24 protein-coding genes and 1 riboswitch are annotated in these 20,763 nt (G+C 34.7%); of the genes, 7 read left to right on the forward strand and 17 right to left on the reverse strand.

What is annotated here, in order from left to right:
* Positions 1–195: 195 nt before the first annotated feature.
* A riboswitch (PreQ1 riboswitch) is annotated at positions 196–243 on the reverse strand.
* Between the two features lie 192 nt (positions 244–435).
* From OB_RS14330 to OB_RS14350, 5 genes are all read left to right on the forward strand, one after another.
* Positions 436–813: a winged helix-turn-helix transcriptional regulator gene (locus tag OB_RS14330; protein WP_011067201.1), complete on the forward strand. Its 378-nt coding sequence runs from the start codon at positions 436–438 to the stop codon at positions 811–813.
* A gap of 161 nt (positions 814–974) precedes the next feature.
* Complete coding sequence (hxlA, locus tag OB_RS14335; RefSeq protein WP_011067202.1) at positions 975–1,607, forward strand: 3-hexulose-6-phosphate synthase; 633 nt, start codon at positions 975–977, stop codon at positions 1,605–1,607.
* A gap of 10 nt (positions 1,608–1,617) precedes the next feature.
* The gene (gene hxlB, locus OB_RS14340) at positions 1,618–2,175 is read left to right on the forward strand and encodes a 6-phospho-3-hexuloisomerase (RefSeq protein ID WP_011067203.1); all 558 of its coding nucleotides are present in this window, start codon (positions 1,618–1,620) and stop codon (positions 2,173–2,175) included.
* A gap of 594 nt (positions 2,176–2,769) precedes the next feature.
* On the forward strand, positions 2,770–3,549 hold the full coding sequence (locus tag OB_RS14345) for a DeoR/GlpR family DNA-binding transcription regulator (protein ID WP_011067204.1): 780 nt from the start codon (positions 2,770–2,772) through the stop codon (positions 3,547–3,549).
* A 1-nt stretch (position 3,550) separates the two neighbouring features.
* Positions 3,551–4,405, forward strand: coding sequence for a Cof-type HAD-IIB family hydrolase (locus OB_RS14350; protein WP_011067205.1), 855 nt, complete (start codon positions 3,551–3,553; stop codon positions 4,403–4,405).
* A gap of 163 nt (positions 4,406–4,568) precedes the next feature.
* Here OB_RS14350 and OB_RS14355 read toward each other — a convergent pair whose 3' ends face one another.
* The 11 genes from OB_RS14355 to OB_RS14405 all read right to left on the reverse strand — a co-directional run bounded on the left by OB_RS14355 (position 4,569) and on the right by OB_RS14405 (position 13,736).
* On the reverse strand, positions 4,569–5,363 hold the full coding sequence (locus OB_RS14355) for a hypothetical protein (protein ID WP_011067206.1): 795 nt from the start codon (positions 5,361–5,363) through the stop codon (positions 4,569–4,571).
* Positions 5,364–5,402: 39 nt separating this feature from the next.
* A complete protein-coding gene (locus tag OB_RS14360; protein WP_011067207.1) occupies positions 5,403–6,017 on the reverse strand; it encodes a hypothetical protein in 615 nt (204 codons plus the stop codon).
* 92 nt (positions 6,018–6,109) lie between these two features.
* Positions 6,110–6,460: a hypothetical protein gene (locus tag OB_RS18670; protein ID WP_011067208.1), complete on the reverse strand. Its 351-nt coding sequence runs from the start codon at positions 6,458–6,460 to the stop codon at positions 6,110–6,112.
* 5 nt (positions 6,461–6,465) lie between these two features.
* Positions 6,466–6,735 (reverse strand): hypothetical protein, encoded by a 270-nt coding sequence (locus OB_RS18675; RefSeq protein ID WP_041544312.1) that lies wholly within the window; start codon positions 6,733–6,735, stop codon positions 6,466–6,468.
* Positions 6,736–7,221: 486 nt separating this feature from the next.
* Entirely contained in the window at positions 7,222–8,055 is an 834-nt protein-coding gene (kduI, locus tag OB_RS14375) for a 5-dehydro-4-deoxy-D-glucuronate isomerase (protein WP_011067209.1), read from the reverse strand.
* A 24-nt stretch (positions 8,056–8,079) separates the two neighbouring features.
* Entirely contained in the window at positions 8,080–8,835 is a 756-nt protein-coding gene (locus tag OB_RS14380; RefSeq protein WP_011067210.1) for an SDR family oxidoreductase, read from the reverse strand.
* Positions 8,835–9,851 carry a zinc-dependent alcohol dehydrogenase gene (locus OB_RS14385; RefSeq protein WP_011067211.1) on the reverse strand — a complete coding sequence of 339 codons (1,017 nt, stop codon included), beginning with the start codon at positions 9,849–9,851 and terminating at the stop codon, positions 8,835–8,837. Before OB_RS14385 ends, OB_RS14380 begins: the two co-directional genes overlap by 1 nt.
* A 47-nt stretch (positions 9,852–9,898) precedes the next feature.
* Positions 9,899–11,200 (reverse strand): TRAP transporter large permease, encoded by a 1,302-nt coding sequence (locus OB_RS14390; protein ID WP_197530220.1) that lies wholly within the window; start codon positions 11,198–11,200, stop codon positions 9,899–9,901.
* Positions 11,201–11,230: 30 nt separating this feature from the next.
* Positions 11,231–11,716 (reverse strand): TRAP transporter small permease, encoded by a 486-nt coding sequence (locus OB_RS14395; protein WP_011067213.1) that lies wholly within the window; start codon positions 11,714–11,716, stop codon positions 11,231–11,233.
* A 14-nt stretch (positions 11,717–11,730) separates the two neighbouring features.
* The gene (locus OB_RS14400) at positions 11,731–12,750 is read right to left on the reverse strand and encodes a TRAP transporter substrate-binding protein (RefSeq protein WP_011067214.1); all 1,020 of its coding nucleotides are present in this window, start codon (positions 12,748–12,750) and stop codon (positions 11,731–11,733) included.
* A complete protein-coding gene (locus tag OB_RS14405; protein WP_011067215.1) occupies positions 12,747–13,736 on the reverse strand; it encodes a C-terminal binding protein in 990 nt (329 codons plus the stop codon). Before OB_RS14405 ends, OB_RS14400 begins: the two co-directional genes overlap by 4 nt.
* A gap of 313 nt (positions 13,737–14,049) precedes the next feature.
* Here OB_RS14405 and OB_RS14410 point away from each other — a divergent pair, with 313 nt between their 5' ends.
* Entirely contained in the window at positions 14,050–14,823 is a 774-nt protein-coding gene (locus tag OB_RS14410; RefSeq protein WP_011067216.1) for an IclR family transcriptional regulator, read from the forward strand.
* 448 nt (positions 14,824–15,271) lie between these two features.
* On the opposite strand, the gene OB_RS14415 is transcribed toward OB_RS14410, so the two are convergent.
* From OB_RS14415 to OB_RS14440, 6 genes are all read right to left on the reverse strand, one after another.
* Positions 15,272–16,024 carry an SDR family NAD(P)-dependent oxidoreductase gene (locus tag OB_RS14415; protein ID WP_197530221.1) on the reverse strand — a complete coding sequence of 251 codons (753 nt, stop codon included), beginning with the start codon at positions 16,022–16,024 and terminating at the stop codon, positions 15,272–15,274.
* Between the two features lie 305 nt (positions 16,025–16,329).
* Complete coding sequence (locus OB_RS14420; protein ID WP_011067219.1) at positions 16,330–16,962, reverse strand: response regulator; 633 nt, start codon at positions 16,960–16,962, stop codon at positions 16,330–16,332.
* Complete coding sequence (locus OB_RS14425) at positions 16,955–18,007, reverse strand: sensor histidine kinase (protein WP_011067220.1); 1,053 nt, start codon at positions 18,005–18,007, stop codon at positions 16,955–16,957. The genes OB_RS14420 and OB_RS14425 overlap by 8 nt, the downstream gene beginning before the upstream one ends.
* Positions 18,004–18,732: a cell wall-active antibiotics response protein LiaF gene (liaF, locus tag OB_RS14430; protein ID WP_011067221.1), complete on the reverse strand. Its 729-nt coding sequence runs from the start codon at positions 18,730–18,732 to the stop codon at positions 18,004–18,006. Before liaF ends, OB_RS14425 begins: the two co-directional genes overlap by 4 nt.
* A 110-nt stretch (positions 18,733–18,842) precedes the next feature.
* Positions 18,843–19,481, reverse strand: a complete 639-nt coding sequence (locus OB_RS14435) for a PspA/IM30 family protein (protein WP_011067222.1) — start codon at positions 19,479–19,481, stop codon at positions 18,843–18,845.
* 29 nt (positions 19,482–19,510) lie between these two features.
* Complete coding sequence (locus OB_RS14440) at positions 19,511–19,864, reverse strand: hypothetical protein (protein WP_011067223.1); 354 nt, start codon at positions 19,862–19,864, stop codon at positions 19,511–19,513.
* A gap of 167 nt (positions 19,865–20,031) precedes the next feature.
* Here OB_RS14440 and OB_RS14445 point away from each other — a divergent pair, with 167 nt between their 5' ends.
* Positions 20,032–20,760, forward strand: a complete 729-nt coding sequence (locus tag OB_RS14445; RefSeq protein WP_041544588.1) for a DUF6904 family protein — start codon at positions 20,032–20,034, stop codon at positions 20,758–20,760.
* Positions 20,761–20,763: the final 3 nt, after the last annotated feature.

A 20,763-nucleotide genomic window follows, 5' to 3' on the forward strand; every position in this document is an offset into this window, starting at 1 on the left:
ATCCCCCTCATTCTTTGTTGAACAATAGATAGTTTCAACTTTTGAAACATATTATTTCTCCTCTCTTTTCCTCAAATATCAATATATCCAACTCATATAAAAAAAGAAGAAGGAAATAATGTTTACTGATGATGGATCGACTGTTTTTTCACAGTTCATCCAATCAAAAAAACAACACAAAGAAGCGTGTTGTTTATCTCCTTAGTTTTTTATAGAGGGATTTAAATCGCGAACCTCTCCTGCAGTAGTGCAGAATTCTATGTTATTCACTTACGTTAGATTAACATATTTTGGCATAAAAATATAGGTGGGCTAACCTGGTATTTGTTTTATGAACATTTAAATAATTTTTCTTATTTGATGCACACAAATATAAACGATATAATTTCTTACAATCATTCAGATAGCTATGGTTATGTTGAAAGGAGTTAAATCATGGGACATGTTTGCAATAGAGATTTTAACTGTGAAAAAGAATTAACACTAGCAGTAATTGGCGGTAAATGGAAAATGTTAATTCTTTGGTATTTAGGTAAAGAAGGAACAAAGCGATTTAACGAATTGAAATCACTCATGCCTAATATTACCCAACGCATGCTAGTAAATCAGCTTCGAGAATTAGAATCTGACTTTATTGTTCATCGTGAAGTGTATCCAGTCGTACCTCCGAAAGTAGAATATTCACTGACAGAACGCGGGAAGACTTTAATGCCTATATTAGAAGCAATGTATGATTGGGGCAAAGATTACAAAGATTTTTTAGAAGACCATCTAGATCGCTCAACACAAGAAAATTCAACAAATAACGCTTAAAAACCATGTACAATCGTATATGGTTTTTTATTTGCAAAAAATAATACTACCTTTTACAGTATACTTTTTGTCACTATATGTGTTGAAAGTGCGTACTTCCGTTCATGATAGTTAGAACTTATAATGGACATCATACTTTAAAAAAGAAAGGGAGAGTCAACATGAAATTACAACTAGCACTAGACCTTGTCAACATACCGGAAGCAATCGAATTAGTGAAGGAAGTTGAACCATATATTGATGTCGTAGAAATTGGTACACCCGTCGTTATTAATGAAGGACTTAAAGCAGTAAAAGAAATGAAAGCTGCTTTCCCAGACTTAACGGTATTAGCTGACCTTAAAATTATGGATGCAGCAGGATATGAAGTAAGTCAGGCTTCTCAAGCAGGAGCTGATATTATTACCATTCTTGGTACAGCCGAAGATCAATCAATCCAAGGAGCCGTCGAAGAAGCTAAAAAACATAACAAAAAGATTCTTGTCGATATGATTGCCGTAAAAGATATTGAGACACGCGCAAAAGAATTAGATGAACTAGGCGTAGATTATATTTGCGTACACACTGGCTATGATTTACAAGCGGTAGGGAAGAACTCTTTTGAAGATCTCGCAACTATTAAAAGTGTTGTTAAACAAGCCCAAACGGCTATCGCAGGTGGGATCAAACAAGAAACACTACCAGAAGTAATTAAGCACCAACCGGACCTTATCATTGTAGGTGGTGGAATCACAAGCAAAGAAGATAAACAAACTGTTGCTCGTGAAATGAAAGAATTAATCCAATTAGGATAGTGATACAGTGATGAAAACAACACAATATGCATTTGAAATCGTACAGGAATTAACTCAATCACTCCAATTAATTTCTGAAAATGAAGCAGAAAAATTAATGGAGAGTATTACAGAATCAAATAAAATTTTTGTTGCTGGTGCTGGAAGATCTGGGTTTATAGGAAAATCTTTTGTGATGAGAATGATGCATATGGGAATTGATGCTTATGCAGTAGGCGAAACAGTAACTGCTAATTTAAAAGAAGATGACCTATTAATCATCGGATCAGGGTCAGGAGAAACAAAAACCCTAGTTTCCATTGCAGAAAAAGCAAAAAAATTAAGAGGTACGGTCGCAGTAGTAACTACTGCACCAGAATCCACAATTGGAAAATTAGCAGACATTGTTGTTCAACTACCCGGAGCCACGAAAGATCGCACAGAGAGTAATTACAAAACGATCCAACCAATGGGCTCTCTTTTTGAGCAAACAATGATGTTATTTTACGATGCTCTAATCTTACAGTTTATGAACAAAAAAGGATTAGACTCTCAAACAATGTACGGCAAACACGCGAATCTCGAGTAAATACCACGCAAGAGAGCTATATCGCATAACACCGATTTGGGATGAATTACTTCAAGACTGTTGGTAACCTTGGATTGTTATTTAATGCAGCCGGGGTTACCAGCAACATACTCTAGCACTTCTATTGACTACTTTCTACGGTTTCTTCGCTTTATTTGGTTTAGAGAACACTTCTATTGACTACTTTCTACAGTTTCTCCGCTTTATTTGGTTTAGAGAACACTTCTATTGACTACTTTATTCGGTTTCTCCGCTTTATTTGGTTTAGAGAACACTTCTATTGACTACTTTATTCGATTTCCCCGCTTTATTTAGTTTAGAGAACACTTCTATTCACCACTTTTCCGGATTTCTCAACTCCCATTGGGTTAGAGAACACTTCTATTGACTACTTTATTCGATTTCCCCGTTTTATTTGGTTTAGAGAGCACTGCTATTCACCACTTTTCCGGATTTCTCAACTCCCATTGGGTTTTAGAAACAAATCCATACTGTCAATCTGCATACAATTTTAACCAAAACACTTATTTTTACTTATTTATAATTACAAATGCTTATTTTTGTTGTATAATTACTTAAAAGGAGGAGATATCTTTGTATCAAGAAGAAAGATTGATCTCTATACTGGACTATTTGAAAGAGAATAAGAGAATTTCCGTTGAACAAATTTGTACACTTTTCAATATATCTCGAGATACTGCGAGAAGAGATCTAGTAAAACTAGAAGAAGAAAGCAAAATAGTACGTACTCGCGGTGGGGCTCTCCTCCCTTCCATTCATACGGAAATTAAAAACTACTCGCATCGATTAAATATTGTTTCAGATGAAAAAAAGGTGATTGGTAAAAAAGCAGCATCTCTAATTTATCCAGGAGACAGGATTATTTTAGATGCTTCAACTACGGTACAATCCTGTGCCGAGCAAATTAACAATACTGAATGTACGATAATCACCAATTCTATCAACCAAGCAGATGTATTATCCTCTAATTCAAATATAAATATTCAGTTATTAGGTGGTATTTTGGAAAAAGAGCATCGATATGTGTATGGCTCTTCCGTTATAGATAAGCTCTCCGAATACAATGTGGATAAAGCTTTTATCGGAGTTGTAGGTATATCTGAAAGTGGTTTAACAATTGCCCATGAAGAAGATGGTGCAGTAAAAAGAAAAATGATACAGCAAGCTAAGCAAGTAATTGCATTAGCTGACAACACAAAATTAGGTAATACGGATTTTTTCCGATTTGCGAATTTGCAAGATATTGATTTATTAATAACTGATAAAACACCACCACAATCATTTAGAGAACTGTTAGATAAACATCATGTTGAACTTTTAACAGCAGAGAATGGTGACCAAGGAGATGATTAATATGGTGAAATTAATTGCCATAGATTTAGATGGTACATTACTTAATGAACGAAATGAAATTAGTAACACAAACCTAGAGTCGATTAAAGATGCACAGGCCAACGGAGTAGAAGTAGTAATTGCAACAGGGCGAGCACATTTTGACGTTCAATCTATTTTCCAAGCTACCGGAATAAGTACCTGGATTATTGGGGCGAACGGTGCAACGATACATCAACCAAACGGAGAATTATTTTACTCTACCCCCATTGATAAGGAAGATTCTAGTAAAATATTTAGCTGGCTAGAGCAAGAAAATTTTTATTACGAGATTCTCAGTAATCAATCCATATTTTCTCCCAAAAATGGCAGAGATCTTTTAGCTGTCGAAATAGATAGGATTATTAGTGCAAATAAGGAAGTTAGCACCGATGATTTACACGAAGCTGTGAATAAACAATTTAGTCAAACAGGTATCACATTTATGGATACTTACCATGATTTGACGGAACTCGATATTGATTTTTATAATGTTCTAGCTTTTTCATTTCATGAGGAGAAACTCGGCAAAGGTTGGGAACATTTTAAGCAATTTGAAGGATTATCAATTGTTAAATCAGCTCATCATAACTTCGAACTAGAGCATAGAAATGCTTCTAAAGGTAATGCACTAAAAATGCTAACAAATAAGCTAAATATTGACATATCTAATACAGCTGCTGTAGGTGATAATTATAATGATTTATCTATGTTACAACTAGCAGGAAAAAGTGCAGCAATGGGTAATGCACCTAGTGAAATAAAGGAATCCTGTAATGAAATTACCCTTTCAAATACTGAGGATGGGGTTGCACACTTCATCTATTCCTTCATTTAAATTGAATTTTTTTAACATGCAGCTATAGCTCTTATTGGCGTAACGGACTATCGGCGTGACGATAAGAGTTTAGCATATAAAGAGAGAGAACTATCATCATTATTAGAGTGTTCATATTTGAACACTCTCTTTTCTTCTATCTTTTAAGGGTGATTTTAATACGCTATTCATTAAGAAACTCTATCAAAGCTCTATCAATTTCCTCAAAGTACGTTCGTACAGAAATCGGTTGGAGAACAACTTCTTTTTTAATTTCCACGTTGTCATAATTCAAGTGCCAAATATAATTATTTGCCGGTAATAAGAATTGAACCTCATCAAACTCCGACTGGTCTTTCACATAATTAGATACCATAAAAGAAATATTATCGAATTCCTGTCCGTTCTTCAGAAGATCATTTGCCAATTCACGCAAAGGAATAGCTTGATTTTCATCATCTTTCATCGCATGTAAAATTTCAGGGTCTGTAGTATGCAATTCATCAAACATCTCATCCGTCAACTGTATTGGTTGCCAGCCCTCCACGTTGATTTCGGTATTAGCCATTCCATAGTGATTACGAAGAATATCATAATATCCCTCTCCACGATGATGGAATGAAAATGTATGCTCCCCCATCTGTATTCTTTGGACAAGTACATTACTGTTGTTCAACGAATGAATAAGCAAAACTTGTTTTTCTCGCATCTGAATGCAGCGAACTTTTTTCTTTGAATGAACAAGTAGATATAGTAAATCTTCTAATCCTTTTGCTAGATTAGATTCTCTATCATCATCCCAATAACCTTTCTGCTTTAGCCCCGTTTCCGCTTCGTCTATGAAACGAGTAAATTCAGTTTCATTTTTTATTAATTCCTGCTCATTAATCACTTGTCTCGCCATTGAATCATAACCACATAGTGCAAGAACAGCAACAAATTCATGAACGGAAAGCCTAATTTCCTCTGTTTTTTGCATCATTTTCCCTCCCATTAAAAGTTAGTGTTTAATCTTTTTTTACTGATCAAAAATATTAACAACAATAAACATTTGCCAGACTAAAAATAGTACAAAAATAATTGCAACTAGTTTATTAATTAAAAGCGGAAGTTTTTGAAGCTGTTTTTGTACAAAATAGTTAACACCCATTAAATATAATGATAAATATTTAAAAACATTATCAAGCAAAGATTTATTACCACGATAAAAATTCGCCTCATATATACGTATAGCGAAAGAGTGAAATATAATAGAATACAAAGCTACCATAAAATTCATTGATAACATTCCAAATATTAATGTACTAGGAAAAGGAATATTAACACCTAAAAAGATTAGTGAAAACAATGAAAGTAAGATTATCGCAATCAATAATGCAATCCACTCTTTTGGTTGTTCTTTTTCAAATTCTATTTTTTTAATCTTTTTATAAGGTTTAAAGCAAGCTATTATGGAAAGCAAAATAACAAAAGGCTGTGCGAATACTACAAACATCTTAACCGAAGTACTTCCATCAACTTGCCAACCGCTTTTATTAATAAAAAATATTGCAGTGAAGATAGCCAATAATATGTTTGTCATTAGGAAACATTTAAAGCCTGTTTTAATAGAGAAGTTTTTTTTGTTATCCAATCAGATTCCTCTCTTTCCAAACCCCATACTTAACCTTCTCAAAATTTTTGAAACAATCGATACTGTCTTCTAAAACGATAAACAAATTCAACTCAGTCAAATATTCCTAATATTAAAGATGCTTGCCATAATAATACTAGAACAAAGACAATGGCTATTAATTTATTTAAAATGAGCGGTAGTTTTAATAATATTTTCTGAACGTAATAATTAATTCCCGAGAAAAATATCGCTATATATTTAAAAATGTAATCCAATAAACTAGTCTTCTTGCCAAACACATTTGCTTCATAAATGGCAATTGCTACTGGATGAAAAACGATAGAGTATAATGCTACCATGAAGTTTGTAATTAATACCAACATCACAATAGTACTAGGATAAGGAATACTTAAACCTATAAAAATTAATGAGAATAATGATAAAATGATAAATGTGATCAATAATGCTATCCACTCTTTGGACTGGTCTTTATCAATAGTTGTTTTTTTCTTTCTTTAGGTTTTAAGCATGCTATCAAAAAAAGTAAAATCAAAAATACTTCTGCAGATACTAAAAACCCAATAATAGTAACGTTTGTACCGCTATTTATTAAAAAGATACCCATAAAGCTGAGTAATAAAATATTACTAATCACAAAAAAATTCAAGCCTTGTTTAAATGAAAATATATTATTCTTCTTGATGTCTTTGTTTTTCTTTATAAAAGTATTAACCAAAATATCTTCCTCCTCTCCTTAAATTATTAATTGAAAATACCTGATATAAAATTACTTACATTAGAGGTAACATTATCAATTCCATGAGTAATTTTATCTCCAGCCTCTTCAATGAATTTGTCAAAATCTTATCGTAGCATTAAGGTTTGAGATTTCAGTAGTTAACTGGCTAATTTGAAAAGAAGCATCCATAGCAATTCCCTCTTTTACTTTAATATAGTTATAATTTCTTAGATTTAAATTATTAAAATAAGTATAAACAATTAGCAAAGATGATTAAATTAATAGGATAAACTATCCAGTAAATTGAATCTTTATTCCTATATTTATTCCATTAATATGTATGCAGAATATTACGTTTTACTTATTTCACAACTTTGGATAAGTACAAATAAAATAGTCCACACCTATTCGTGTGAACTATTTATTCTCCCGATTATTATAGTTGATACCAACAACTATTCTTTTATCCAGAATAGTTACTTACTATTTTAGCTGGTTTTTAACCACATGATCCATATCATCAAATGTATAATTTTCACCAGCCATCGCCCAAATAAATGTATAATTTTTAGTACCTACACCTGAGTGAATAGACCATGGTGGTGAGAGTACCGCTTGTTCATTTGATACTACAATATTTCTTGTATCATTTGGTTGTCCCATAAAATGCATAATCTTTTCATCTTCGTCTATATCAAAATATAAATAAGCTTCCATTCTTCTGTCATGAATATGTGGTGGCATTGTATTCCACATATTATTTTCCGATAAGAAAGTCATTCCCATCATTAATTGGCAACTTTGGATTCCATCTGCATGTATATATTGATAAAGATCTCGTTTATTCGACTGAGAGTCATCTCCCAAATGTCTATGAGTTGCTTCTTGTAGTGATTTTTTTTGAGTAGGATAGTTCTTATGAGCTGTTGCAGAAACAATATAAAATCTTGCTGGGTTATCTGAATCTATACTTTCAATTAAAATGTTTTTATTTTCTTTTCCTACATATAAACAATCTCGATGATCTAATTCATATACTTCACCATCCACAGTGATTTTCCCTTTATTATTTGAAATATTAAAGAAGCCAACCTCTCTTCTCTCTAAAAAGTATTCTGTTTTCAATGTTTCTTTGTCTTCCAAATGTAAAGGTGAATTTGTAGGGACAGCACCTCCAACAATTAAACGGTCATAGTGAGAATAGACCATATTTATATTTCCTTTTTCAAAAAGATTGTTTATTAAGAAATCCTCTCTAACTCGCTCATTATCGTAATTTTTAAAATCTCTTGGATTTGTTGCATATCTTATTTCCATTTTACATTCCCCTTTCTACTATTTTTATCTTCCTAAATATCCGCCATCCACTGCTATAGTAAATCCATTCATATAATCAGATGCACTGGATGCTAAAAATATTGCTGCACCTTTTAAGTCTTCTGGTTTTCCCCATCTACCTGCCGGAATGCGTTCTAAAATACTATTGTAACGCTTCTCATCTTCAATAATTGCTGTATTCATTTCGGTTTCAAAATACCCTGGTGCGATACAGTTTACATTGATTCCAAATTTCGCCCATTCATTCGATAAAGATTGTGTAAATTGTTTAACAGCTCCCTTACTCGCAGCATAAGCCGGAACGAGATAACCCCCTTCAAATGAAAGCATTGATGCTAAATTAATAATTTTCCCACTTTTTTGCTCAAGCATATGTTTACCGAATGCTTGACAGAGAAAAAATACAGCATTTGTATTAATATCAATGACAGTATCCCAATCATTCTTGGGAAATTCAACAGATGGATGACGAATTTGGACACCAGCATTATTCACTAAAATATCAACTTTTCCAAATTCTGCTATCACTTTTTGAACTAATGACTCATACTCTTGAAAGTTCGATAAGTCGAAATTAATACCTATCACATCAACTCCTTCTTGTCTTATTTCCTCAAGTACATCTTCACCAACATTTCTAGCAATGACAACGATATTTGCCCCAGCACTAGCCAATCCAGTTGCAATACTTTTTCCAATGCCTCGATTTCCACCTGTTATGACAGCTACTTTTCCAGTCAAATTGAACAATTCATTCATTACAACTCCCCCCTATTGAATTCATACATTACTTTGACTGCATCTGTATGAGTAGTTAATAAATCGAAGCCTTTTTGTGCTTCTTCAGGTTGTAAGACATGCGTTATTATATCTTCATACTCCTTGTGATTGTCTACTAAGTCAATGGCTATTTGAAAATCTTTATCTGTATAAACACGTACAAATTGTATATTTAATTCTTTAAACATTCCTTGTCTCATATCAAGGGTTGGGGGCTGCTTATACATAGCTACAATAACTATATTTCCTCTTACTCTTACAACTTCGGTAATGGCTTCCACTACAGAAGGATGTCCCGCACAATCAAAGACGTAATCTGCACCAATATTATCGGTTCCTTCTACTATTTTCTCTGTTACATTCTCAGATAATGGATCCAACGTTTGAAAACCGAGTTGTTTCGCCTTCTCTAATCGTAATTTATTTGGTTCCACGATTATCAAATTCTTTGCTCCATAAGACCTTAAAGTTAAAGCTACACAAAGACCAATCGTTCCTGCACCGAAAATTACGACGCTATCTCCAGGCATGTAGTTACCTTGCCTTATCGCGTGTACAGCAACTGCAACTGGCTCAATTAGCGCACCTAATTTCATTGAAATATTATCTTTCAAAGGTACGATGCTATGTATGGGAACTTTCACATACTCTCCCATCCCACCATCACAATCTATACCCACTAATTTCAAGTTCTCACATACATGGCTATACCCATTTTGACAAGGATAGCATTCACCACAACGTAATAAAGGATTGACCGTTACCCTTGTTCCTTTCTTTAAAGTTGGGTGACCTTCTTCAATCGTTCCTGAGAACTCATGCCCCATGACTAAAGGGGCCTCTGCACGTGGATGCACACCAGCAAATATACTTAAATCACTCCCACAAATCCCAGCATATGACGTTTTTATAATTGCCCAACCTTTGGTTATCGTTGGTTTTCGATTATTCTGAAATAAAATGTTCTTTGGTCCAGCATAAGTTACTGTCTCCATAACACCTTTCCTTCCATCTTAGTATTACATTCTCTATGATTTAGATTCTATTCCATTACTCCAAATAATTTAGGAATGAACAGAGATATAGCTGGAACAAAAGTAACCAGTAATAATAACACAATCGTTACTAGAAAAAATGGAGCCAGTGGCTTAATCACATTTTCTATCGGTAACTTAGCAACTCTTGCTCCGACAAATAAAACCGGTCCTACAGGGGGAGTAATCGTTCCAATACTTAAATTCAATACCATCATAATCCCAAAATGAATTGGATCCATTCCTAGATCTAATGCAATAGGTAAAAAAATCGGTGTAAAAATAAGTACTGCCGGAGTCGGATCCATAAATGTACCAATAATAAGTAAAACGATATTCATGATTAATAAAATAATAATCATGTTATCCGAAATGGAAAGTAATAAATCAGCGATTAGTCCTGGAATGTTTGTGAAAGACATTACCCAAGACATAATGGTAGAAACACCTATTAAAAACACCACGATAGAAGTTGTTCTAGTAGCTTCTAATAAAATACTTGGTAAATCTCTTATCTTAATTGACCGGTAGACAAATGATAATAGCAAGGAATACACTACCGCTATGGCCGACCCTTCCGTAGCGGTGAATACTCCTCCTACTATACCGCCAATTACGATCACGATAAGCAGAAGACTTGGTATCGCATCCAGTATTACTAATAATTTTTGTTTCCAACTTATTTCTATTTGGCTTTTATAACCTCTCTTCTTCGCAATGATAAGGGCTACCAAAATACAAGCAAGGCCCCACAAAAGTCCAGGTACGTATCCAGCTAAAAATAAAGCTGCTATAGAAGTACCACCACTAACTAGTGAGAAGACAATCATAATATTACTAGGTGGAATGAGCATACCCGTTGGTGCGGAGCCTATATTTACAGCTGCACTAAACTCTCTTTTATAGCCTTCCTTTTCTTGTTGCTCTCCCATCGTGCTTCCGACTGCAGCTGCTGCAGCAACAGCCGATCCACTAATAGAACCGAATAGCATATTAGCTAAAATATTTGTATGCGCTAAGGATCCAGGCATTTTTCCACTTAAAATTTTTGCACAATTGATTAATTTCGACGCGATGCCTCCATTATTCATAATAACGCCTGCTAATACAAAGAATGGGATTGCTAGTAACGTAAATGAATTTATTCCTGTAAACATACGCTGTGCTGATGTGAGAAGACCATTATCAAACTCTAATATCGTAAACATAGCAAGAACAGAACTGACTCCTACACTAATTGCTATTGGTACCCCTATAATGAGTAAAAACACAATACCTACGAGAAGAATTAATCCTGCCTGAACAGCTATATCCATATAGTAATCTCCTTCCTATTAGAACTAAAGCTGTTCTATGGTTTTGTTGTTTTTAATAATACTAGTGATATTATAGATACAATAGAATACAATAAATAAACCACTAATCGGTATGCCTGCGTATAAATATCCTACCGGTATTTGTAATGAGGCAGAAAGCTGATTCCATGCTACATCTACAGCTAAATATCCCCCATACAAGAGTACAGTTAGTGCAAATAGGATTGTGATAACTTCTATTAATATCTCAACCATCATCTTAACCTTAGTAGGAAATTTATTCTTGATAAATTCAACTGCCATATGTCCTCTTTCACCGAAGACATACGCAGCGCCAAATAAAACTAACCATACAAAACAATACTTTGCTAATTCCTCTGAAAAAACACTAGGGTTATTCAAAACAAACCGAGTAAAAACTTGCCAAGTAACGAGTAATACTAAAAAACCGAATAATCCAATGCAAATTATTGCAAGCGTTTTATCTAGAGCTTTTTTTACTGCTTCCATATAAATCACTCCATCTATTCAGCTGCTGTTCTTACTTCATCATATAACTCTTTAGCAGTGTCACTAGTCAATTTTTCTTGGATTAGAGGTTCTACTTCTTTTTGGAAGATAGAGATATCAACATCATTAAATTCAGAACCTTGTTCCTCTGCTTCTTTTTTAGCAGCTTGTACATCCTCATCAAATTGGTCTACTTCCATATCGATTGCTTTTGATAATTCTTCTCTAAATATCTCCTTGTGTTCATCACTCATCCCATTAAATAAATCTGAGTTAATAATTAGATAATCTGGGACCATTAAATGTTGCGTATAGCTATAGTAAGATGCTACTTCCCCATGTTTCAGGTCATTATAAACTAGTTCGTTATTTTCACCGCCGTCTAGAACTCCTGATTGAATAGCTGTATACACTTCTCCTTGCCCCATTGGAGTACCTACTCCTCCCATTAACTCCATCATTTTAACGTTTGTATCACTTTCCATTACACGTATTTTTAATCCTTCCATATCTTCTGGTGTATGTATAGGCTGTTTATTGTTATAAACATTACGTACCCCTCCATGAAAAGCACCTAAAACTGTCATGCCATCTTCTTCGACTGATTTATATAAATCACCTACAATTTCCTGATTGTTAACAACAGACATTTGATGTTCTACAGAATCAAATACATATGGCAGATTAAATACTGCAAAATCCTCGTTAAAGTTTTCCATCAAACTCCCGCCTACGATAGACATATCTATGGTCCCGGATTGAACAAGTTCCATTGTCTCCCTTTGAGCACCTAATAGTTCATTCGGAGAAACCTCCACTTCGTATTGACCATCCGTTAATTCATTTAACTTCTCGCCAAAAGCTTCCATTGCTTTAAATTGCGGGTGGCTTTCAGGTTGATTAAATGCTACTTTTAGTACCTTCGGGTCTCCACTTTCTCCATCTGCTGTTGCACCATCACTTCCACAAGCAGCTAACACAAGGATAAAAACGAATAGAACTACCATTAAAAATGATTTTTTAAGGTCTCTCATTGAATACTCTCCTTTTCTTCTTTAAAATTAATTGGATAATGTACTTGATCCCCATTCAAATGTCGAATAGATTCCTCTGCAACTTTTCTTTTCAGCTCTAATGCAGCTTGCTCTGAATACCATCCCATATGCGGTGTACAGATAAAATTATCATGTTCTAGTAGTGCTGATTCAGGTTGTAATGGTTCGTTCTCTGCAACATCGACTGCTGCGCCAGCAATCCATTGATTAGTTAATGCCTTGTTTAAGGCTTGTTCATTAATAATTCCACCTCTAGAAACATTGATTAGATAAGCGGTTGGCTTCATTTTCTGTAATTCTTTTTCATCTATTAAATTACGTGCTTTATCTAATGGACAGTGAATAGAAACAACGTCGGCTTGCTCCAACAATTCATTTAAAGGTAAGAATTCATCGATAAAATCGGGTGATTTTTTCGCTTTTTCATCCAAATATTTCGGATCATAGGCCACCACACGACAACCTAAGGATTTTACTTTCTTTGCAAAAGAACTGCCGATTCTCCCAACTCCTATTACCCCTACTGTTTGCTCACTATGTCGGTATAGAGGCATGCTTTTTTGATAATCCCAAACCCCTTTACGAACAAAACTATTCATTCGAGATATACTTCTAGTAAAATTCAACATCATCGCTAATGCTTGATCAGCCACTTCATTCATTCCATAGTCCGGAACATTACACACCTGCACACCATGTTCAGTTGCTGCAGCTATATCAACGTTATCTACACCAACACCATATCGAACAACTAATTTTAGATCAGGTAAGTTCTCTATAACGCTTCTTGTAACTGGAGCATACTGATTAATAAATACTTCAAAACCTTTTCCCTTTGAAATTAGATCCTCTTCTGTCTTACATTGTTCCAAATCAAAACTGATTTCTGCTTTTTTGAATGTTTCGCTTTCAACATCTACATTTCCATGATCACAATCTGTTATTAAAACTTTCTTCTCTAACATAAAATTGCTCTCCTCCTTTTTATTGCTTATGCATAAGATTGACTCACTCTTCAAGTAACAGAGAGAGTAATTGTAAGCGATATCATTAAATAGTAGATAACTACAAAATGAACCCTCCCGTTCCGTTTTTTCGTTCCGTAATACGGAATCAAGTTCCACAAATAATTATAACAAGCGCTTACATTTTTAACAATACCTAATTTTAAAAATAGAGTGAATATTTAACTTACAAATAAAAACTCAATTTACAAAAGATAATTTATCCTCTACTATTAAATGGAAGCGATATCTTTAAGAAAAGGGTGAGAACAATATGTCAAACGTTCAATCTATTGAACGTGCTTTTACAATTTTAAAGGTACTTTCAAATAATCCCGATGGTTTGAGAATAACTGTTTTGGCTGAAAATTCTAGCTTAACCAAAAGTACAACGCATCGAATTACTTCAACACTCGTAAATTTAGGTTATGTCCAACAAGACCCTGAAACTGAAAAATATATGCTTGGGAATCAATTAATAAAATTAACAAGTGTAATGTTAAACAACATGGATGTAATTAAAGTTGCAGAACCCTACCTTGTTAATTTATCCAGAGATGTTAATGAAACAGTTCATTTATGTGTAGAAAGTAATGGAGAGGTACTTTATGTAGATAAAAAAGAAAAGAATCAAAACATCAGAATGTATTCTACAATCGGTAGTCGTGCCCCGCTCTATTGTACTGCTGTTGGTAAAGTTCTACTTTCCGGTATGAATCCAGTTTATTTTGAGGAAGTTATTAATAACATGACATTTGAATTAAGAACAGCGCTAACCATCACCTCACAAGTGAAGCTTAGAAAAGAAATAGAGAAGGTAAAATTACAAGGATATGCATTAGACAATGTGGAGAATGAAGAAGGAATTCGCTGCATCGCCTCCCCTATCTACGATTACAAGGGGAATATAATCGCAAGTTTTAGTATTTCGGGTCCAACTAATAGGGTATCTATTGATAGAGTTAATCTTGAATTAGTAGATAAAGTAAATATGACTTCCAAGTTAATTTCTGAGCAATTTGGATACATAAAAAAAGAAAGTATTTAATTTCATATTGAATTGCACTTTTTTCTTATGTCATGAAAACCAAAAAGGAAGCCTGCTACAGCTTCCTTTTTTATATTGGTCTAGGAAATTATAAAATTTTGGAGCTGTGGATAAACAACTAAGTTATTTAGCCACGTCCAGCTCCAGCGCCCATCACCTATTGTCCTTCCGGAGACCTCCTTACGATAAAGAAGACTGCCGAGTGTTCTTTGTGAGGCTAAGTCGCACTTATGCCAATGGTGAAAAGAAGACTGCCGAGTGTTCTTTGTGAGGCATAGTCGCACTTATACCCGTGCGGTGAAAGTCAACATCGATTCGCATACGCTTATCGTGTTTCCTTTATCTCAAAGAAATAAAGAAGTTCGACCAGTCGAACCACCCCTTGAAAACCAGGGGCGCAGGACATACGGTGATAAACGGGCGCTTGCGCTTTTTTCTTAAATATTCCTCAACCAAGATACGGAAATTTATTATCAGTTAACACAAATGAATAATCTTCCGATACAACCGATCCGACGATTTTGTCGCTATCATATAATTGAAGCATAAAATCAGCCATTTCATCACTTGTATGATATTTATCGAATGCCTGATCCATATCAAAATCTTTATCATTATTAGCGATTTTAGCAAATTCAGATTCTGTTGCGGCAGGAGCCAATACCTTAGCTTGCATTTTCGCGCCATTTTCTCTTAATTCAAGAGCAAGGTTTTCTGTAAAGGAACTCACGTAAAATTTCGTTGCACTATATATGACTGCGGTCGGAGCCATATTATAACCCGCCGCTGAGGAAATATTAATTAATTGTGTTCCTTCTACATTGGCATAATCCTGAACATAAAGCGTAGAAAGTATCGTTAATGCCTCGATATTCAAGTGAAGCATGTTTTGCGCTCGTTTGGTATCTTCATCTTTCATCATTGTATGAATACCAAATCCAGCATTATTTATCCACGTTTCGATATGATACTGCTTTAAAGTTTCATATAGCTGATATACTTCATTTGAGACGGATAAGTCAGCGACTTTAATTACTACATCAACTTCCGGATAGTTGTCCGCAATTTCATCCTTTAATTGATTCAATAACGTTTCACGTCTAGCTATAATGATTAAATTTTTTCCTCTAGCTGCAAATTTTTTTGCAGTTGCATAACCAATCCCCGAACTAGCTCCTGTAATGGCTGTATATTGTTTAATAGTAATTTCCTCCTTACATCTTGCTGTCCTTTTATTGTACCCGCGATGGATTTTTAGTAATCTTTTTCGGTACTAAAGAATGTAAAACTGAGAACAAAAATTGTTTTCATAGAATATAACTAGCATTTTTTTAGAGATACTAGAACTTATCCAAGGCAGGATTCTCCAATAGGTTGCATGCCAAATAGCTATTTTCCTTTTGCCCACTATTACAGATATGAAGTCAACTAATAAAAGTCTTCCCCAGAAAATAAGAAAGACCTTAAAATAAATATTCACAACTAACTTGATGATAAGGAATTACATTACTCCACCAACTTATTCTGAAATGCATAAATAACAGCCTGCGTACGATCATGCACCTCTAACTTCCCTAAGATATTGCTCACATGGACTTTTACGGTTTTTAAGGCAATAAACAATTCATTCGCAATTTCTTGATTCGACTTTCCTTTTGCCATTAATAATAATATTTCTTTTTCTCGTTCTGTTAATTGCTCGTGAAGTGCAGTATTCTGCCCAGTACGCATACGATTCATAATTTTCCCTGTCACTTCTGGTTCCAAGATGGACTGCCCTTCATACGTTGAACGAATCGCTTTGGCAATTTCACTTGCTTTCGATGTTTTCAGCATATAGCTTGTCGCTCCTGCTTCTAACGCAGGATATACTTTTTCATCATCTAAGAAACTCGTTACAATAATAATTTTTGCTGCTGGCCATGCCTCTATTATCTTCTTTGTTGCTTGAATTCCATCCATTTCCTTCATAACAAGATCCATTAGAATAATATCTGGGCGCAGATCTAATGCAAGTTCTACAGCCTGTGTACCATCATCTGCCTCTGCTATTACATCAATATCTGGTTGCGAAGAAAGATATGCAGATACGCCTATTCGTACCATTTCATGATCATCGACAAATAAAACTTTAATCATTGGATGTATCTTCCTTTCTTAAGATAGGGACTTTTACTTCAAGCCGTGTACCTTCATTTGGTACACTTATAACCTTCAATGTACCGCCAACTTCATACGCGCGTTCACGCATATTTTGCATCCCATAAGAACTTGTTTTAACATCTTCAGTTTGAAATCCAATACCATCATCCGACACACGCAAGATAATATTTTCATCTCGCTCAATTAGGAGAACTTGTAACGTAGTAGCTTTCGCATGGCGTAGTGTATTCGATATCGACTCTTGGAAAATACGAAATAGCTGATCTTCTACACCTTTATCTGTGTTGAAATCCTCTACTTTTGCATCAATTTCTAGAGGTACTTTTTGTGTTAATTCATGTAAGAGCTCCTCCACTCCCTCTTGCAATGACTTCCCTTTTAAAGCTACTGGGCGCAAATGGAGTAATAATGCACGCATTTCGAGTTGGGATTGGTGGATCATTTTTTCAACCATATTTAATTGCTTATTTAATGTTGGATCTTCAGCGGTCTCTGCTTCATTAATTGCTGACATCATCATCGACGCGGCAAAGAGCTGTTGACTCACAGAATCATGTAATTCTCTTGCAAGACGATTTCTTTCTTGAACTACTACTTCTTGTAAGCTTTGTTCACGTTCATTTGCACGTTCTGTCGCAATTCGCTGCGCATGTTCTGTTTGCGCCCTTAATTTCTCTTGAAGCTGATTCATGCGGTTCGAAATAGCATCCATTTCTTTTGGAATTTCTTCTTTTTCAGGATGTCTATCCCCCTGAATAATCCCGGTTAACATTTTTTCAATTTGTTTTAGGTTTTCTTTCCAATACCAGCCGATAATCGTACCAATGACTGTTCCGAAGATAATCGTCAAAGCGAATAACGTTAATAAGAAAGACACATCTCCAATTTTGACTTCCCATAATGCACTCCATCCGATCGAATCATTTAAAGAAAAGGTAAGAAAAGTCATGACGACAAATGTAATCCCTAAGACAAAACTACAGGTAATTGACAAGAGAACATATCGAATAATGGTATTCATACGCGTTTCACCTCAATGTCTCCAGAAAATATTGAGGTAATGATTTTCACTCTTGGATACGTTGTACTATAGGATTCGGTTTCATAATGAATCGATTTATTCATTAGTCGTTGATGATACTCCCCAAGTATTGTAGCCCTACCAAAAACAGAACTATGATGGATACTGACCTCAACTTCATAAGGAACATAAATTTCAATATTACCGATGAGGTGGCGGATAGAGATTACCGCTGTATCATTCGGTAGCACGGTATTACTTAAATCAATGATGCGATCACCGTATATACCATGCATGTTGACGTCTTTCCATTGATAAGCCGTTTCTTCTGTCCGGTAATCATCAAAAAAACGTTCGTCAAATAAAGGTTCTACATGGGTCATGGTTTCACACTCGTAGTCTTTTTCTGGAAATTCCGGTGTTTCCTGACTTGGTTCTTGAGTTGATTTAATATAGTTCAAAATGAAAAAGACAATCGCAGCGACAATGAAGAAACGTATTGCCAATAAGTTAAAAAATGAAAAGGTGAAACTAATTAAAGAAATCGCAAATACAATTTTCCACCATAAGCTGTGCAACCTTTTCCAACTAAAATACACAAAGAACCCAGCAATCAATGCGGAGAACAAAGATCCACCGTGGAAGAATATAATTTCAAAAACAAGAAGAATTGCCCCGATGATCAATATCCAGTTAAAATATTTCGTGCTGAGTTGTTTGAACATCTGCCATTCTCCTTTCTTTTGTTTCATTATGTATGTAACTAATACAGACGCAAAGATAATACGCCTGTATTAGTATACCATGAGAGTTGCTTATCTACCTACCGAGTTTATTAAGCTTCATTTTCTTTCTCTTCTAATTTCTTCTCAAGCGCTGCAATTTTGCTATCGAACGTACTCTGATAGTAGGAGCTATTTACTCTATACTCTAGATTTTCAATATATTGTTCCATTTCTTCAAATTTGGAGTAAGGCTTTTCAGCTGAATCGGTAACGACGCGGTTAATCTGATGATTCGCTTTTGCAATGTTCTCACGCCCCATTAGCTCCATTCTCCGAAGATGCATATCTTTTAAGCGATGCTTCATCTCTTCATATTTTTGCTCTAAATCTTCTAATTGTTTCATCGCTTCTTCTCTAGAAGCTTTCATGCGATCTGCACGAGATTGGTATTCTTCATATTCTTTTAAAGCAAATTCATGCATTTCTTCTTCCTGCGCACGGTCAGCAATTTTTGCCTGATTTAATCGTTTATCTGCAAGGTCTTGTGCTTTCATATATTCGCGTGTGAACTCTTCCTTTAACTTGTACTGACGGTCAATAAGCTTTCTTACTTTTTCCTTTTCCTGCTCGCTTTGACGTAAGTAATGGTTTAATGCCGCAATTGGATTCTTTTGTTCCTTTTTATCCATCATCGTGTGAAGATCCGCAGATACTGAGTCTTTAATTCGTGTGAAAATATTCGTTGCCATAAAAAATCTCTCCTTTTAGTATAATTTTTTTATTTATTTAATTCTGCCCACTGTCTTTCAAAGTTGGTAAAAGGATCATTGTCTTCTTTTACTTCATGGACAATATCACTATCTGGTGAATTCCAGTTTTTATAAATGAGGTAAAGTGCATAAGCTGCTGCAACTCCAATAACCGCATAAATGTTTGAGAAAGTGATGCTTAGAACAATTATTCCTAAAATCACCCAACCAACTTTTGCCGCTGTCGAATCCGTTTGGATGAATTTTTTAAAACATACATAAAGCAGCCCTACACTGATTGCTAGTAATACCATCGGACCGAGATTGACAAGCAAGATAAATAATGCAACCAGCCCACCAAGAAATAACATAAATTTTTTCATTCCGTTCTCCTCCTTTCGTTATCGTATCTTTATCTTATCGGTTATCGATCTTTCCAGTAATGAGCTTGAGAGATATCTTTAACTAAGACTTAAGGTGTATGTGGGGATAAAACCTTCAATGTTATATGCTATGATAGAGGAAATTCTTAAAAATGGGGCGTTACGTAATGATTGAAATGACTTCAACACCAAATTACGCAGGGATGACGATTACAGGAGATTTTTATGACTTTGATCAATTGTATGAAGCATTACATAGGATTGTCGGCGGTGAAGGGGAATACCCTGCTTATTCTAGTGCAAGACTACGTGTATTAGGACTTTGTTATGATATCCGTCACGCAAATATGGGACATAGAGAATTCATCTATAAAGATCATGGACTTTCCATAGAAACCATGCAGTGGTTGGGAACAGTTGGTCCAAGTAAAAATCTCTACTTATCCTTTAACACGTATTATCCAGAAATTTTATTTATTCTAATGGCGCTAAATGATTTCATTGACCTCTATCAACGAAAACCAGAAGTACATTCTAAATGGGATTTAACCGTTCTAACAGTTCGTAAGTTCCAAGCAACTATTAACCAGTGCTTAAGAGAAACAATTCCACCTCAGACATTTAAGTTAATGATGAAAAATATGAACAAGTACTCTGTTCATTTTCAATACTATTTTGATCAATATTTGGATCAACTTAATATTCGCTTTCTAGAATGGAATAAGGAAAAACGACTTAAGAATATATCCATCATGGCTAAACGGATCGCAGAACAAGGCAAAGAGTACCAACAATTAAAAGAAGAAATATCCGAGGCTGCTTTTAAATATAATTGCAATCCAACTGAATTGCGCTATAGCAAGGAATATCCAGAATATGAAGAAATAGACTGGTAATCT

Origin of the sequence: Oceanobacillus iheyensis HTE831 (assembly GCF_000011245.1) — a bacterium.
In the GTDB taxonomy this organism is placed as follows: domain Bacteria; phylum Bacillota; class Bacilli; order Bacillales; family Amphibacillaceae; genus Oceanobacillus; species Oceanobacillus iheyensis.